This is a genomic window from Leisingera sp. SS27 (assembly GCF_028368855.1).
In the GTDB taxonomy this organism is placed as follows: Bacteria; Pseudomonadota; Alphaproteobacteria; order Rhodobacterales; family Rhodobacteraceae; genus Leisingera.
In genome coordinates, this window is record NZ_JAQNCY010000013.1 from 21,061 (window position 1) to 36,124 (window position 15,064).

16 protein-coding genes are annotated in these 15,064 nt (G+C 61.6%); 7 read left to right on the top strand and 9 right to left on the bottom strand.

The window, feature by feature from the left end; genetic code table 11:
* Positions 1 to 112: 112 nt before the first annotated feature.
* Positions 113 to 1,363: a Zn-dependent hydrolase gene (locus N6L27_RS19820; protein WP_271909163.1), complete on the bottom strand. Its 1,251-nt coding sequence runs from the start codon at positions 1,361 to 1,363 to the stop codon at positions 113 to 115.
* 268 nt (positions 1,364 to 1,631) lie between these two features.
* On the opposite strand from N6L27_RS19820, the gene N6L27_RS19825 reads away from it, so the two are divergent.
* On the top strand, positions 1,632 to 2,246 hold the full coding sequence (locus N6L27_RS19825) for a TetR family transcriptional regulator C-terminal domain-containing protein (RefSeq protein WP_271909164.1): 615 nt from the start codon (positions 1,632 to 1,634) through the stop codon (positions 2,244 to 2,246).
* Between the two features lie 188 nt (positions 2,247 to 2,434).
* Here N6L27_RS19825 and preA read toward each other — a convergent pair whose 3' ends face one another.
* The 4 genes from preA to N6L27_RS19845 form a co-directional block, all read right to left on the bottom strand.
* On the bottom strand, positions 2,435 to 3,739 hold the full coding sequence (gene preA, locus N6L27_RS19830; protein WP_271909166.1) for an NAD-dependent dihydropyrimidine dehydrogenase subunit PreA: 1,305 nt from the start codon (positions 3,737 to 3,739) through the stop codon (positions 2,435 to 2,437).
* A 55-nt stretch (positions 3,740 to 3,794) separates the two neighbouring features.
* Positions 3,795 to 5,129, bottom strand: a complete 1,335-nt coding sequence (locus N6L27_RS19835) for an NAD(P)-dependent oxidoreductase (RefSeq protein WP_271909167.1) — start codon at positions 5,127 to 5,129, stop codon at positions 3,795 to 3,797.
* 289 nt (positions 5,130 to 5,418) lie between these two features.
* Entirely contained in the window at positions 5,419 to 5,817 is a 399-nt protein-coding gene (locus tag N6L27_RS19840; protein WP_271909168.1) for a RidA family protein, read from the bottom strand.
* Between the two features lie 154 nt (positions 5,818 to 5,971).
* Positions 5,972 to 6,235, bottom strand: coding sequence for a DUF2312 domain-containing protein (locus N6L27_RS19845; protein ID WP_008553759.1), 264 nt, complete (start codon positions 6,233 to 6,235; stop codon positions 5,972 to 5,974).
* Between the two features lie 207 nt (positions 6,236 to 6,442).
* On the opposite strand from N6L27_RS19845, the gene N6L27_RS19850 reads away from it, so the two are divergent.
* Positions 6,443 to 6,661 carry a hypothetical protein gene (locus N6L27_RS19850; RefSeq protein WP_260015181.1) on the top strand — a complete coding sequence of 73 codons (219 nt, stop codon included), beginning with the start codon at positions 6,443 to 6,445 and terminating at the stop codon, positions 6,659 to 6,661.
* Positions 6,662 to 6,691: 30 nt separating this feature from the next.
* On the opposite strand, the gene N6L27_RS19855 is transcribed toward N6L27_RS19850, so the two are convergent.
* Positions 6,692 to 6,907: a hypothetical protein gene (locus tag N6L27_RS19855; protein WP_065266423.1), complete on the bottom strand. Its 216-nt coding sequence runs from the start codon at positions 6,905 to 6,907 to the stop codon at positions 6,692 to 6,694.
* Between the two features lie 290 nt (positions 6,908 to 7,197).
* Between N6L27_RS19855 and N6L27_RS19860 the strand changes: the two genes are divergently transcribed.
* The 5 genes from N6L27_RS19860 to N6L27_RS23310 all read left to right on the top strand — a co-directional run bounded on the left by N6L27_RS19860 (position 7,198) and on the right by N6L27_RS23310 (position 10,447).
* Complete coding sequence (locus N6L27_RS19860; protein ID WP_271909170.1) at positions 7,198 to 8,061, top strand: MBL fold metallo-hydrolase; 864 nt, start codon at positions 7,198 to 7,200, stop codon at positions 8,059 to 8,061.
* Between the two features lie 22 nt (positions 8,062 to 8,083).
* The gene (locus N6L27_RS19865; protein WP_271909171.1) at positions 8,084 to 8,512 is read left to right on the top strand and encodes a YeeE/YedE family protein; all 429 of its coding nucleotides are present in this window, start codon (positions 8,084 to 8,086) and stop codon (positions 8,510 to 8,512) included.
* Entirely contained in the window at positions 8,512 to 8,946 is a 435-nt protein-coding gene (locus tag N6L27_RS19870; protein WP_271909172.1) for a DUF6691 family protein, read from the top strand. Before N6L27_RS19865 ends, N6L27_RS19870 begins: the two co-directional genes overlap by 1 nt.
* A gap of 11 nt (positions 8,947 to 8,957) precedes the next feature.
* Positions 8,958 to 9,383 carry a TIGR01244 family sulfur transferase gene (locus N6L27_RS19875; RefSeq protein WP_271909174.1) on the top strand — a complete coding sequence of 142 codons (426 nt, stop codon included), beginning with the start codon at positions 8,958 to 8,960 and terminating at the stop codon, positions 9,381 to 9,383.
* A gap of 767 nt (positions 9,384 to 10,150) precedes the next feature.
* The gene (locus N6L27_RS23310) at positions 10,151 to 10,447 is read left to right on the top strand and encodes an integrase core domain-containing protein (RefSeq protein ID WP_442915805.1); all 297 of its coding nucleotides are present in this window, start codon (positions 10,151 to 10,153) and stop codon (positions 10,445 to 10,447) included.
* Positions 10,448 to 10,598: 151 nt separating this feature from the next.
* Here N6L27_RS23310 and N6L27_RS19885 read toward each other — a convergent pair whose 3' ends face one another.
* The 3 genes from N6L27_RS19885 to N6L27_RS19895 form a co-directional block, all read right to left on the bottom strand.
* The gene (locus N6L27_RS19885) at positions 10,599 to 11,954 is read right to left on the bottom strand and encodes a FliM/FliN family flagellar motor C-terminal domain-containing protein (RefSeq protein ID WP_271909175.1); all 1,356 of its coding nucleotides are present in this window, start codon (positions 11,952 to 11,954) and stop codon (positions 10,599 to 10,601) included.
* An 84-nt stretch (positions 11,955 to 12,038) separates the two neighbouring features.
* Positions 12,039 to 14,717, bottom strand: a complete 2,679-nt coding sequence (locus N6L27_RS19890; protein WP_271909176.1) for an ATP-binding protein — start codon at positions 14,715 to 14,717, stop codon at positions 12,039 to 12,041.
* Complete coding sequence (locus tag N6L27_RS19895) at positions 14,717 to 15,058, bottom strand: hypothetical protein (protein WP_271909178.1); 342 nt, start codon at positions 15,056 to 15,058, stop codon at positions 14,717 to 14,719. The genes N6L27_RS19890 and N6L27_RS19895 overlap by 1 nt, the downstream gene beginning before the upstream one ends.
* Positions 15,059 to 15,064 lie beyond the last annotated feature (6 nt).

A 15,064-nucleotide genomic window follows, 5' to 3' on the forward strand; every position in this document is an offset into this window, starting at 1 on the left:
AATCGGGGCGCATTTTCACGCCTCCATTTATTCATTAAGAACAAGCTCCCTTGTTCATCTGGCCGGAAATATCCCGGGGGAGCGGCCCAAGGGGCCGCGGGGGCAGCGCCCCCTATTCAACGATCTCCGCTGTCTCAACCACAGCATGAAACAGAACATTGGCGCCCGCCTCAGCCCAGTCCTTGCTGATCTCCTCTGCCTCGTTGTGGCTGAGACCGTCAACGCAAGGGCACATCACCATTGCGGTCGGCGCCACCCGGTTGATCCAGCAGGCGTCATGGCCCGCGCCGGAGATGATATCGAGATGCGAATAGCCCAGCCGGTCCGCCGCATCGCGCACTGCGCCGACACAGCTTTGGTCAAAGGCAACCGGATCAAACCCGCCCACCTTCTCGAATTCAATCCCGACACCCATCGCTTCGGCAATCTGGCTGCCCTTGTCCCGGAGCTGATTTTCCATGTCGGTGATCACGTCCAGGTCCGGACTGCGAAAATCAACGGTAAAGACCACTTTGCCCGGGATCACGTTGCGAGAATTCGGGTAAACATCAATATGGCCCGCTGCACCCACCGCATGCGGGGCGTGGCTCCAGGCGATCTCGTCCACCGTTTCCAGAATCCGTGCCATCGCCAGTCCGGCATTGCGGCGCATCGGCATCGGGGTTGAGCCGGTATGCGCATCCTTGCCTGTGATCGTGACCTGGGTCCAGCTGAGGCCCTGGCCATGCGTAACAACGCCAATATCCTTGCCCTCGGCCTCCAGTATCGGTCCCTGTTCAATATGCAGCTCAAAGAACGCGTGCATCTTACGGGCCCCAACCTCCTCTTCGCCGCGCCAGCCGATGCGCTTCAGTTCATCACCGAATTTCTTGCCCTCCGCATCTTCACGCTCATAGGCCCAGTCCTGGGTGTGTATGCCCGCAAACACGCCTGATGACAGCATGGCCGGCGCATAGCGGGTGCCTTCCTCATTGGTGAAGTTGGTGGCCACAATCGGATGCTTGGTCTTGATGTTCATGTCGTTGAGCGAGCGGATCAGCTCCAGCCCCGCCAGCACCCCCAGAACCCCGTCGTATTTGCCGCCGGTGGGCTGGGTATCGAGATGCGAGCCGACATAAACCGGCAGCGCATCCGGGTCGGTGCCCGCGCGCACCGCAAACATGTTGCCCATCTGGTCCAGCCCCATGGTGCAGCTCGCCTCCTCGCACCATTTCTGGAACAAAGCGCGGCCCTCACCGTCCTCGTCCGTCAGCGTCTGGCGGTTGTTGCCGCCTGCCACGCCAGGGCCGATTTTGGCCATCTCCATCAGGCTGTCCCACAGCCTGTCACCATCAATCTTCAGATTCTGTCCAAGCGACGTCATCAATAGCTTCCTTCCCTGTGCGCCCGTCTGTGCAGGCTTTTCCGGCTTGGCGCCGTGTTAGGTGGCTTGTGCGTGCCGGTCCCATCAATACTCAGGCTGTTAACCGCCAAGCCTTGATTTGACCAACTGGTCAAACTCACGCTATCACGGGTTCACCACCAGTCAAGAAATTGCCGCGTGGCTCTTGAAAAAATCGGTGCTTTTGCCGGAAATAGGTAAAATTCCGCGCTTCCGCTGGCGGCTGCGGCAAAAACAGACAAGGACAGCCATGCCCTCAGACCGCGCGCCCACACGCATTCAGAGAAAGAATCGCGCCGCCATTCTGGAGGCCGCACTGGATGTGTTCTCCAGCCATGGCTTCCGCGGCTCCACCGTGGACCAGATTGCCAAGGCGGCGGGGCTCAGCAAGCCGAACCTGCTCTATTACTTCCCCTCCAAGGAGGCGATCTTCAACGAGCTGATGGCGGGGCTTCTGGACACTTGGCTGGACCCGCTCAGGGCGCTTGACCCGGATGGGGAGCCGCTGGAAGAGATCCTTGCCTATGTGCAGCGCAAGCTGCAGATGAGCCGCGATTACCCGCGCGAAAGCCGGCTTTATGCCAATGAAATCGTGCAGGGCGCGCCGCGGCTGCATGACGTGATCGCGGCGGATCTGAATGTTCTGGTCGAGGAAAAGGCGCATCTCTTGCAGGGCTGGATGGACGCCGGACGGATCAACCGCGCGCACCCCAAGCATCTCTTGTTTTCGATCTGGTCGCTGACCCAGCATTATGCGGATTTTGACGCACAGGTCCGGACACTGATGGGGGATGAAGATCCCTTCGACGCCGCACCGCAATACCTGGAAACCCTGTACCGGCGGATGCTTACGCCCAATATCTGAGCCAATTCTGCCCCACCCCGAAACACTCCCGCGCCCGCAAGGTCCATCAGCAAGGCTGATGCCCTCTTAACGGCCTTGGGCCCGGCACCGCGCAAAGCGCGGTGCCGGGCCCAACGGGAGGTGGTCTCCTGCAAAGGAGGCCGGCGACGGGCGGGAGAGGCCCGCTGCCGGCCATCCGGGCCGGCAGTTTATTCCGCCGCTGTGGCCGACGGGTTGTTCGGATGCGTGGTCCAGTTTGCGTAATCGCCGGAAACAACTTCCCCCGTGCGCTCATCGATCTGGCCCGCGGGAACTTCGACCATAGTGATGCAGTTTTCCACGGGGCAGACGTTCACACAAAGGTTGCAGGCAACGCATTCGTCGTCCTTCACCGTGAACACCCGGTCCTCGCTCATCGCAATCGCCTGGTGCGAGGTGTCCTCGCAGGCCGCAAAGCAGCGGCCGCATTTGATGCAGTCGTCTTGGCTGATCTTGGCCTTGGTCACATAGTTCAGATCCAGATACTGCCAGTCGGTCACATTCGGCACCGCCATGCCGATGAAGTCCTGGGTGGAGGTGTAACCCTTCTCATCCATCCAATTGGACAGACCGGAGATCATCTCCTTCACCACGTTGAAACCATAGGTCATTGCCGCGGTGCAGACCTGCACGTTGCCAGCCCCCATTGCCATGAACTCTGCAGCGTCGCGCCAGGTGGTGACACCGCCTATGGCAGAAATCGGCAGACCGCGGGTCTGCGCATCGCGGGAAATCTCAGCAACCATGTTCAGCGCAATCGGCTTCACCGCCGGGCCGCAATAGCCCCCATGGGTGCCCTTGCCGCCGATGGTCGGCTCAGGCGCCATGCTGTCGAGGTCCACCGAAGTGATCGAATTGATGGTGTTGATCAGGCTGACCGCATCCGCATTGCCCGCATTTGCCGCCCGCGCCGGGTGGCGAATGTCGGTGATATTCGGTGTCAGCTTCACGATCACCGGCTTGGAGTAGTACTTCTTGCACCACTCGGTGACCATCTGGATGTATTCCGGCACCTGCCCGACCGCAGATCCCATGCCGCGTTCGGCCATGCCATGCGGGCAGCCGAAGTTCAGTTCGATCCCGTCAGCGCCGGTGGCTTCCACCTGCGGCAGGATGTCTTTCCAGGCCTGCTCCTCGCAGGGCACCATGATCGAGACGATCACGGCGCGGTCCGGGTAGTCCTTCTTGACCCGGGTGATCTCCTCCAGGTTTGTCTGCAAAGGCCGGTCGGTGATCAGCTCGATGTTGTTAAGCCCCAGGAGGCGGCGGTCAGCCCCCCAGATCGCGCCGTAACGCGGGCCGTTCACATTGACCACCGGCGGTCCTTCGGAACCCAAGGTCTTCCAGACCACACCACCCCAGCCGGCCTCAAAGGCACGGCGGACGTTGTATTCCTTGTCGGTCGGCGGCGCGGAGGCCAGCCAGAACGGGTTGGGGGATTTGATCCCCAGAAATTCTGTTGTCAAATCAGCCATTTGATCTCTCCTCTTAAGGCTAGCTTAGGTGCAGCAGACCTGCACCCGAACTGGCTCAGCCCATCAGGCTGGAGTGAATGTCCATTGCAGCATCGCGGCCTTCGGCCACGGCGGTCACGGTGAGGTCCTCGCCGCCAGAGGCACAGTCGCCACCGGCCCAGACTCCGGCCATCGAGGTGCGCCCGGTTTCTGAGACCTTGATTTTGCGGCCCTCAAGCTCGAGCGCATCCGGCTGACCCTCCAGCGTCTGGCCGATCGCCTTGAACACCTGATCCGCTGCCAAGCGCACAGTCTCGCCGGTGCCGGACACCTTGCCGTCCGTGACATCAGTATACTCCAGCTCGATCTCTGCCGCGGCGCCATTTCCAAGCACGGCCTTGGGCATGACGTTGAACATCAGCTTGACGCCCTTGGAGGCTGCCAGATCCTGTTCAAAGCGGCTCGCGCCCATCTCCTCGCGGCTGCGGCGGTAGGCTATGGTCACGTTTTCAGCGCCCAGCAGCTTGGATTGCACCGCGGCGTCCACTGCAGTCATGCCGCCGCCGATCACCACCACATTGCGGCCCACCGGCAGCGCGGTCAGATCCTCGGCCTGGCGCAGCTCAGCAATGAACTCCACCGCGTCGCGCACGCCGTCCTTGTCTTCGCCCGGCGCACGCAGCGCGTTGACGCCGGCAAGCCCGATGGACAGGAACACCGCGTCATAAGCAGAGGTCAAACCGTCCAGAGACAGCTCCGCGCCGAGCTTCCTGCCGTAATCCATTGTAATGCCGCCGATCTGCAGCAGCCAGTCGACCTCCCGCGCGGCAAAATCATTGGTGGATTTATAGGCGGCAATGCCGAATTCATTGAGGCCGCCCGCTTTGGACCTGGCATCGTAAACCACAACGTCGTGGCCCAGCATTGCAAGCCGGTGCGCGGCTGCAAGGCCCGCCGGACCAGCGCCAACAACTGCGACCTTCTTGCCAGTGGAGGCCGCACGCGTGAAGGGATGCTCCCCTTTTTCCATCAGCGTGTCAGTTGCGTAGCGCTGCAAGCGGCCGATTTCGACGGGCTTGCCCTCTGCGGTTTCGCGCACACAAACTTCCTCGCACAAGGTTTCGGTCGGGCAAACCCGGGCACACATACCGCCAAGAATGTTCTGCTCCAGAATGGTCCTGGCCGCGCTTTCGGGGTGGCCTGCCTGGATCTCCCGGATGAACTGGGGAATGTCGATGCTGGTCGGACAGGCTGTCATGCAGGGCGCGTCGTAGCAAAAATAGCAGCGGTCAGCCGCCACGGCTGCTTCATGCGCGTCATAGGCTGGATGCAGGTCCGAGAAATTCTCAGCAATGCCGGCAGCGTCAAGCCGCGCTGCCTGAATGCCGGATGCCTGATGGCTGGTCGCCATTGGGTGTCTCCCTGATTTTCTGTTGTTCTTGCTATCAGAGTGCCACAGTCTGATTTTTTATCAACTGGTAAAATTTTTCTGCGGGCAAAAAAATTGCCGCCCCTGGAGGAACGGCCTGCAACAGATTGGAAAAGCGTGTTTTTGCCTGGAGGTAATTCGGCCAAATTGCGCCTGAAGCCTCACCAAGACGAGCCGAAACTGGGGTTTCCCGCCTCAAAAGCGCCTTTGGTCAGGCCTTTCGGCAGCCGTGCAGACCCATGAAAGCATCGCTCCGGCTCCCCGCGAAATCTCAGGATGGCAGCACTGCTGTGGCTTCGATTTCCACTTTGGCTTCATCTTCGACCAGGGCGGAAACCACCACCATGGTCATGGCCGGGAAGTGATAGCCCATCACCGCGCGGTAGGCTTTCCCGACCTCCGACTGGTGGGCCAGGTACTCTGCCTTGTCCGTCACATACCAGGTGAGCCTGGTTATATCTTCGGCTGTCCCGCCTGCCGTTTCGACGACGTCCAGAATGTTGCGCAGGGCCTGGCTCATTTGCCCGATGAAGTCCTGAGCCTCAAACACCTGATCTGCGGTCCAGCCGATCTGGCCGCCGACATACAGCTGCCGGCCTTCCGCCACCATGCCATTGGCATAACCTTTTGCGGGCTTCCACCCTTCGGGATGCACGCTGATGGCCGGCATGGCTGAACTCCTTGACTGATGACTGCCTGGGCCGACCATAGCTCCGCATCAGCATTTATTTCAAGCTTAAAATTTATTCTGGATACCCTGAAAAAACAAAAGCCGCGCAGGCCCAGGACGTGCGCGGCTTGGCATTTCAAAACGGAACCGCGGCTTACATGCCAAGCGCTTCCTTGTACATTTCCAGCACCGCCTCTTCTTCAGCGATGTCGTTTTCATCCCGCTTGCGCAGGGCGATTATCTTGCGCATCACCTTGGTGTCGTAACCGCGCCCTTTGGCCTCGGCCATCACCTCTTTCTGCTGCTCGGCAATGGTTTTCTTCTCTTCGTCGAGCCGCTCGAACCGCTCGATGAACTGGCGCAGTTCGCCAGCGGTCACGCGGTAGTTTTCGCTCTTTTCGTCTTCTGTAATGTCCATCTGCGGCTCCGTCGGCAAAGGCTGTCAGTTGCTGTCGGAGCAAGGGGATAGCGCTCTGCCCGCCGCGCTGCAAGCCGGGAAAGCGGCGGAGGTGGCGCGAGCGGCGGAAACCGGCAACGGTCCCGTCCAATCGCTGCCGGAACACTTGCACCTGGAAATCGCATCGGCTACGCGCATCGCAGCACGAAACCCTGCAGGAGCACATATATGTTCGACATGATTGTCTGGACCGGCGCCGCCGTATCCGTTGCCGGCCTGCTGGGATTGATTTGGTGCATCCTCAAGGTCGCACGCGCCCGGCGCCAGAAACTGGACGACGAGGCGCTGCGCGCCGTGGTGCAATCGGTGCTGCCCTACAATCTGGGCGCGCTGCTTCTTTCGGTGCTTGGGCTGATGCTGGTGATGGTGGGCATCTTTCTGGGCTGACGCCCCAGATGCCCCTGCCCCTTCGTCCGGTTAGACCGGCACGTTGTCAAACATATCCTCAACAGCCTCTTCGCACAGAGTTGCCTCAAGGCGGCGCAGGCGGCCCGGGACCTCAGCGCCGGTCTTGCGCATGTAGTCCAGCAGACGGATGAATTCCGGCCGCATGGCCAGCCGGGCAGCGCCGCTTTCCTTGCGGATCCGGGTTTCCAGGCTCTCGACGGTGCTGAGCAGATCTTCACGTGTCATAGCAGTCCTCCCTGTGTCATGATGAGGTTATCCCGGTATTTCACAACAGGCATATGAATACCCGTGCCATTTGAGCGTGCTGCCGCTTATTTGCGCAGATTTACCGGTCCTCGGGTGGTTTTTACGGCCTCATGGCAGCGCAGATAGCCTACCGCAGCGCAGCATCCCGGCGCCTTGACTTGAATCAGATGCAAGCGATGATTCAGTAGCCTTTCAATCCCGCCCGCAGGCAGGCTTGAAACATATTCTTAAATCGTTATATGAATTGCAAACCCAAGGGAGAGCTCCTGATGACCCCCGCCGTCAAAGCCTTTTTCGACGAAGCCACCAACACTGTCTCTTACGTGGTGCGTGAACCGGAGGGATCCGCCTGCGCCATCATCGATTCGGTCCTGGACTACGACCAGGCTGCGGGGCGCACCTGCACCGCATCTGCAGATGCGGTCATCACTTGGATCAAGTCTGAGAACCTGCGTGCTGAGTGGATCCTGGAGAGCCATGTGCATGCCGATCACCTGTCTGCGGCACCATATTTGCAGGAACAGCTGGGCGGTAAGATAGGCATAGGCGAGCAGATCACCGTGGTGCAGGACACTTTCGGCAAAGTGTTCAACGAAGGTACCACGTTTCAGCGCGATGGCAGCCAATTCGACCAGCTGTTCCGCGAGGGCGACAGTTTCATGATCGGGCAGATGCGCGGCGAGGTTCTGCACACGCCCGGCCATACGCCGGCCTGCCTCACTTATGTGATCGGCGATGCGGCCTTTGTCGGCGACACGCTGTTCATGCCGGACTTTGGCACCGCCCGCTGTGATTTCCCCGGCGGCTCCTCTTCGGATCTATACAATTCCATCCAGAAGATCCTGGCGCTGCCCGATGAAACCCGTGTGTTTGTCGGCCACGACTACAAGGCACCGGGGCGTGATGACTATGCATGGGAGACCACTGTTGGCGAGCAGAAGGCGCTGAACGTGCATGTGGGCTCGGGCCGCAGCATCGAGGAGTTTGTTGAGATGCGCGATGCCCGGGACGCGACGCTGGGCATGCCGCGCCTGATTCTGCCGTCGCTGCAGGTCAACATGCGCGCAGGCCAGATGCCGGAGCCGGACGACCAGGGCGATGTGTTCCTGAAGATCCCGGTCAACAAGATTTAGACGGGCAAGGCGGAGCAGGAAAATGGAAGCGGATTGGATCTGGGGTCTGGGCGGCGGGCTGCTGATTGGGCTTGCCGGCGCGGTGTTCCTTCTGGGCAACGGACGCATCATGGGCGCCAGCGGTATCCTGGGCGGACTGCTGGATGGCAGCGGGCGGTCCAATGCAGCAGAGCGCATCACCTTCATTGGCGGCGTCGTACTGGTACCGCTTCTGATCGCATTTTCTACGGGACACGCACCGGAAACCCATGTCACGAACAATGCAGCGGTGCAGATTGGCGCGGGGCTGCTGGTAGGCATCGGCACACGCATTGCCAATGGCTGCACCTCCGGCCACGGCGTCTGCGGCATCTCCCGCTTGTCCCTGCGCGGCATCGCGGCAACTGGCGTCTTCATGCTGGCCGGAATTCTCACGCTGGCGGTTCTGCGCCAGCTTATGGGAGTGATCTGATGCTGCGTATTCTTTTGGCACTTTGCGCTGGCGGGCTGTTCGGCACCGGCCTTATGCTGTCGGGAATGACTGACACAGCCAAGGTACAAGGCTGGCTGGATATCTTCGGCAATTGGGACCCCACCCTGGCCTTCGTAATGGGCGGCGCGCTCATACCGATGACCGTGGCTTGGCGGCTGACTGCCGGGCGCAGGCCTACGGCAGGCGGCAGCTTCCCTGCCGCGCCGCACAAGGAACTGGACCGGCGGCTGATCCTGGGTTCTGTGCTGTTCGGCGCCGGCTGGGGCCTCGCAGGCCTTTGCCCCGGTCCCGCCATGGCGTCACTCAGCTACAACGGCTGGCAGGGCTTGGTTTTCTTTGCCGCAATGGCCTGCGGCATGATGGCCGCGCCCTGGTTCAGCCGGCATCTGGACCGTGCGGCAGCAAACGCGTAAAGACTCAGGACATGGATGCACGCGTAATCACCCCCCGCTATTCGGTCTCGCCGCAGATCTCGGCTGAGGACCTCCCCGCCATTGCTGATGCCGGTTACAAGACAGTGATCTGCAACCGCCCGGACGAGGAAGTCCCGCCCAGCCACCAGGCGGAAGCCATTCGCGCCGCCGCCGAGGCCGCGGGGCTGCGGTTCGAGGTGCTGCCGCTGACCCACCAGACCATGACTCCGGATAACGTTGCCCTCCAGCGTGAACTCTATGAAGGCTGCAACGGTCCCGTGCTGGCCTACTGCGCCTCAGGCACACGCTGCTCAGTGGTTTGGGCTCTCAGTCAAGCCCGGGACATGGCCCCAGACGAGATCCTGCAAAAAACACAAACCGCGGGTTATCAGCTGGATGGTCTGCGCCCGGCCCTTGTGTCTCTGGCGGAAAGCTGAGCAAATTCTGGGGCGGCGGGTCAGACCGCTGCTGGATCGGGCAATTGCAACGCAATTGGTCCAAGAGACAATGGCGAGGCCGTTGTGACGCACCTTTTGGGATTGAAGGCCGCCAGCCCGCCGTTGGTTCGAAGGCAAGGCCGGTCCTGACGGCATTGACCAAGCGGAGAGAGACAGCACTCAGGGCGATGCGGAGCCACGGTATCTCGCAGCGACGGGCCTGCCGGCCAGCCGGTGCCGGCTCCAACACGGTCCGGTGCGAACGCCCGCCAAACTGCCCCGGGATCCGCAGGAAGATGCAGGATATAGCCGGGAAACGGAGCCGCACCGGCGTGCTGCTTGATCGCAAGAGCCTGATCATGATCCACTAGAAGCTGTTGCCTCTAGCGGGAAGCCGAGCTGACAGTAAAGCTTCGGCGCGGCCGCAAGCAGGCCCGGGGACCGCGAACACCGATGCCCGAGGCATTACATCCGAACACGCGCTGGTCGCTCGACTTCCCGTCCGGCAGCTTTGCAGTCGCAGCCAGTTCCGCGTTCTGGCCGTAATCGACGATTGCATCTGCGAGACCCTGTGCCTGATTGCAGATACCAGAATCTCGGGCACGTGTAGTGCCAGTGAGTTGGACGCATTGCAGCGGATCTACGGTAACCCCGCATGCATTGTCAGTGATCGTGCCATTGAGGCGCCATTGGTTCGAGCCCAACGGCGCGGGCACGGATTTCGCCATTCCGGCCATTCTGGGTCGGGCCGGTCAGAACGCAATTCCGTGACACGACATCGCCCCGGTAAGCCGCAGCAGAATGTGTTGATCAAAAGCTTCAACTGCTGCTTGCATGTCGAACTCCTGAATGAGGAGATCTTCGGCACTCTGGACTGTGCCCGGCGGAAGCTGGCGCTCTGGCGCTACGATCACAGCACCGTCTGGCCGCACCCATGGTTCGGAAACAAAACACCGCTCGCAGAAAGCCGGGCGCTAGAGCAGTTTGAGGGCTCCGCGCTAGGCGCCCTCGCCCAGCCCGAAACCGGCGGCTATCAACGCCAAACCAGAAGTCTCTCGCTATGAATGAGGGACCAGCCGGGGGCAGATCATTCCAAAACCATCGCCATGACCCGCGCAACCTCTTGTTCACCTTGCCAATCACACTGGCCGTGACGGCACCTGCCGGAACGAGAAGGACGCCGCACGGTGGCTGAAGCGGAACAGCCCGCCAGCCTCAGCCTTCCGGCAGCGCGTTTTCGAGGCCGGCCAGCTGGGAAATTTCATCTGGGTCTCCGGCGGCAAAGTCACCCAAATCACCCGCAGGCAGATCCGGCAAATCGGACAGATCGGGAAGATCCGGCAAACCGCCTTCCAGCCCATCCATGCTCAGCCCGCCATCCCCGTCAAGCGAGGGCAGGCCCATGGCGTCCATATCCGACCCGAGACCGCCACCAAGCCCGCCATCCAGCCCCTCGCCGCCAAGCGCGGGCAGCCCATCGCCGACGCCTGTGTCCAGAGCCCCGGCATCCATTGCTGATCCAGCGTCCAGCGCCGGGAGGCCCATGTCGTCCATCGGGTCCTGCAACCCTTGCGCAGCGATTCCCATATCCAGATCCAGGCTGGCGGGCGCGTCCGGCAGGGCCTGCATGCCACCGCCTTCCGAAAACGCAGCGGCATCCGCTGAACTGTCTGCAGGCCGGCTGTTCCTCGGCGGGTTCAGGCGCACAGCGCGCGACCCGTTCATCTGGCCAAGACGCCCCTGCGCCACCGACTTTCCGCCGATGGTCAGCAGATCGGTTTCATAGAGAAATGCAGAATCCAGAGGAATGGTATCACCGATTTGCAGGCTGGCGAATTTCTGCACGGGCACCCGCATCCTGCACAGGACCGCTGTCAGCTCCGCCCTGATCGAATCGAGACTTGCCCCAAGCGACGGGCCATTGCTGCTGTTCTGGCCGCCTTGCAGCTCCTCTGCCGAAGGTTCGGGCAGGATCAGCTTCATAACACCCTGCATAGCGCCGCAGGAAAGATCCAGGTTCAGCTCAATCACCCGGTAATCATCAGCTTCCATGCCCAGCACCAGGCTGCGCACGTTTTCGACCTGGGCGCCGAATCTGTATCCGGAAAACAAGGATTGGTCTGCCTGTCCGCCCAGCATCGCCACGACCTTGGCAAAGGTGCGCTCCAGGAAGTCCGCGGTCATGGCGGCATCCGTTGGCGTGTAGTGGCGCTCAGACGGGGCTTTGCCGATGACCGCCCCGATGGTCTGCTGCTGGATCAGCGCCGTAACTGTGGCGGCATCCATGCTGGCAGCCCCAAGCCGCCCTTGCGGGCAATCCAGCACCACCAGAAGATCCTGGTCCGACAGCTGGTTCGCTAGATCTTCGGAAACCCGGTTGGACTGACGCGCAGCCAGAACCGCCATCGGCAGATTGCACAGATCCGCGGCTGCGCGCGCGACCGAACGGCGCAACGCTTTCAGGGTCAGGGAACTGGTGAGCCCCCCGGCGCCCTCCTTGGTCGCCGCCAGCTTGCGTGCAAGCACATTTTGCCTGCCGCTGCCTGCCTCTGCTGCTTCTGTTTCAGACATAGGCTGTTTAACCTGCCCCTTGCGCGTCCCGTTTCTCCGGTTTTAACCGAAAGGGGGTTAACAACTCCTGTATTCCGGCACGGCTTATGCAGCCTTTTCACCCGCGGCAGGTAAGGAAACCCGGAAGGCGCCGCCTTGGCGCCCCGGCAGATAGGACACATCACCGCCCAACCGCTGCATGACCTCGCGGCAGATCGCCAGCCCCAGGCCGGCGCCGCCCGCACGTTCCGGGCTAACCCGCGCAAACTTCTCGAATATCATCTGCTGGGCATCTGCCGGGACACCGCTGCCATTGTCAGTGAAGTCGACATGCAGCCGCCCCCCGGACACAGAGGAGGTGACCGTCAGCTCAGGCTGCTCCGCGTCGCAATACTTCTGGGCGTTGGCGATCAGGTTGATGAACACCTGCGCCAGCCGGTCCAGATCAGAGGACAGACGGAACCCTTCCGCCTCCGGGCTGCGCCGGACCGTCATCGGCGTCTCTGACCCGGCAAGCGCGGTTGCGACAGCGTGGTCCAGCACCTCGGACAGTGTGCCCGCTGTGATATTCAGGCTGACCTTACCGCTTTCAAGCACACTGAGGTCCAGCAGATCATTCAGCAGCCGGGTCAGACGCAATGTTTCGTCATGGATGATCCCAGCGTAGCGGCGCTGCTCCTGCGGGTCGAGCTGCCCGGCATCCCGCAGGATTTCGGAAAACGCACGGATCGACGTCATCGGTGTCCGCAATTCATGGCTGACCTGGCTCAGGAAGGCATCCTTCTGCTCCGAGATCTGAGTGAGCTTTTCGTTTGTTTCCCTGAGCTTGCGCGCCGTTGCAGACAGCTCCGCCGATTGTGTCTCCAGACGGCTGGAGTATTCAAGCATCTGCGCGGTTTCATCCGCCACCGCCAGCAGATCGGCCACCGAAACCGACGAGCCGCCAGCGATCTGTCCGATCATCGCATGCGCGGCGGCAGCCCCGATGGAGGCGCTCAGTTCCCGCTCCAGCCGCTCTAGGAAAGCAGGCGTCGGCTCCGGCAACGGCCCCCGCCCGCCTTGCCGCAACCGCTCGCGCTGGAAGAACACCTGTGCTTCGGCCGCCCCCAGAATCCGTTGCGACATGATCATCAGATCCTCGCATTGAGCCACAGATCCGGTCCAGCCGCGCGGGCCAGCCGAGTGGTCGAAAACGTTGACGAATTGCGCCCCTTGCAGCCGTTCCAGCGGACTGGGGAAGCTCATCAGCGAAACGAGACAGAACACCAGTGCATTGAGGCTCATCGACCACATCACCGCGTGCACGGTGGAATCGAGGCCTTCGATCCCGAACAGCGCCTCAGGACGCAGCCAGCTGAGACCGAACAGGCCCTGGCGCAGGATGTGCTCCGGCAGCAACCCGCCCCCCAAGGCCGGAAGCAGCATCGTGTAAAGCCAGATCCCGAAGCCGACGGACAGCCCTGCAAGCGCACCGCTGCGTGTGGCGCCGCGCCAGAACAGGCCGCCCACCAGCGCGGGCAGAAGCTGTGCAACACCGGCAAAGGAGATGAGGCCGATCGCGGCCAGAGCTGCGGCACCGCCGGAAAGGTGATAGTAAAAATACCCCAGCGCCATAATTGCCGCGATCGACACCCGCCGCGACAACAGCACCACATCGCGCACATCGCCGGAAACCGAAGCCTGCCGGTTCTGCAGCCGCAGCCAGACCGGCATCACGATATGGTTCGATACCATCGTCGACAGCGCCATGGCCGCGACGATCACCATTGAGGTCGCCGAGGAAAACCCGCCCAGAAAGGACAGCATTGCCAGCTCCTGCTGCCCTTGCTGCAGTGGCACAGTCAGCACGAACATGTCGGGGTTTGATCCCGCGGGCAGCAGATCCAGCCCGACCACGGCAATCGGCACGACAAACATAGAAATCAGCAACAGGTAGAGCGGAAACGCCCAGGAGGCGATCCGCAGGTGGCGTTCATCCTCGTTCTCCACCACCATCACCTGAAACATCCGCGGCAGGCAGATAAACGCTGCTGCGGCAAGGAATGTGATCGCGGCCCAGCGGCTGCCATCGACATTCCACTGCCCAATCCGGGAGGCGTCAATGCGGGCCAGTGTTTCGCCGACGCCGCCTGCAACCCCCCAGACGACAAAGATCCCGACCGCCAGCAATGCGGCTAGTTTGACAATCGCCTCGAGAGCGACCGCGGTGACCACGCCGTGGTGGCGCTCGTTGGCATTGAGGTTGCGGGTGCCGAATAGGATCGCAAAGACCGCAAGCCCTGCAGCGACCCAGAACACGATCGAAGTTTCATTATAATCACGCAGCGGATCGGCTTCGGCAAAAATTGCGAAAGACAGTGTAACAGACTGCAATTGCAACGAAATATAGGGAGTTACGCCGATCACCGCCAGAATGGTCGCACCTGCTGCCAGCAGGTTCGACTTGCCATAACGCGACGACAGCAGGTCAGCGATCGATGTGATCCGCTGGCTGCGTCCGATCCGCACAAGTTTGCGCAGGCCCCACCACCAGCAGATCATCACCAGCGAGGGGCCAAGGTAGATGGTCACGAATTCCAGTCCCGAGCGCGCCGCATACCCAACGGCCCCGTAAAACGTCCACGCGGTGCAGTAGATTGACAGCGACAGGGTGTAAATCAGCGGCGAGCGCATCCATGCAGCGCTTCTGCCACGCGTCGCCATACGGTCAGCCCAGAAGGCGATAATAAACAGGAAGGCCACGTAGGCCAGACAGACAAAGGCAAGGACGTTGAGAGAGGCCATCAGCTGTCCTCCGGCCTTCCGGAAGGCCGGCTCGCAGCGCTGCCACCGTCCGCCCCGCCGCCGGTCCAGTGGTCAGCCCACCGCTGCACTGCCAGGCTGAACACGAAGCAGGCTGCGATCAGGGCGATCCAGACGGAAAAGACATAGATAATGGCAGAGGACATGCTGACCCCGCCGCGCGCTGCCGGGTGGGCGGAGGCCTCAGGCCACAGCAGCGGCAGCGCCAGCAAGAGCGCTCCGATCAGCGGCAGCAGCCGTGAAATGTCCATCAGCCGGCGTCGGCGGTAGGTCTGGCGTTCTGTGCGGGTGCCTGCCTGCTCTTCACCGCTTCCCTGCGCCATCGCGCC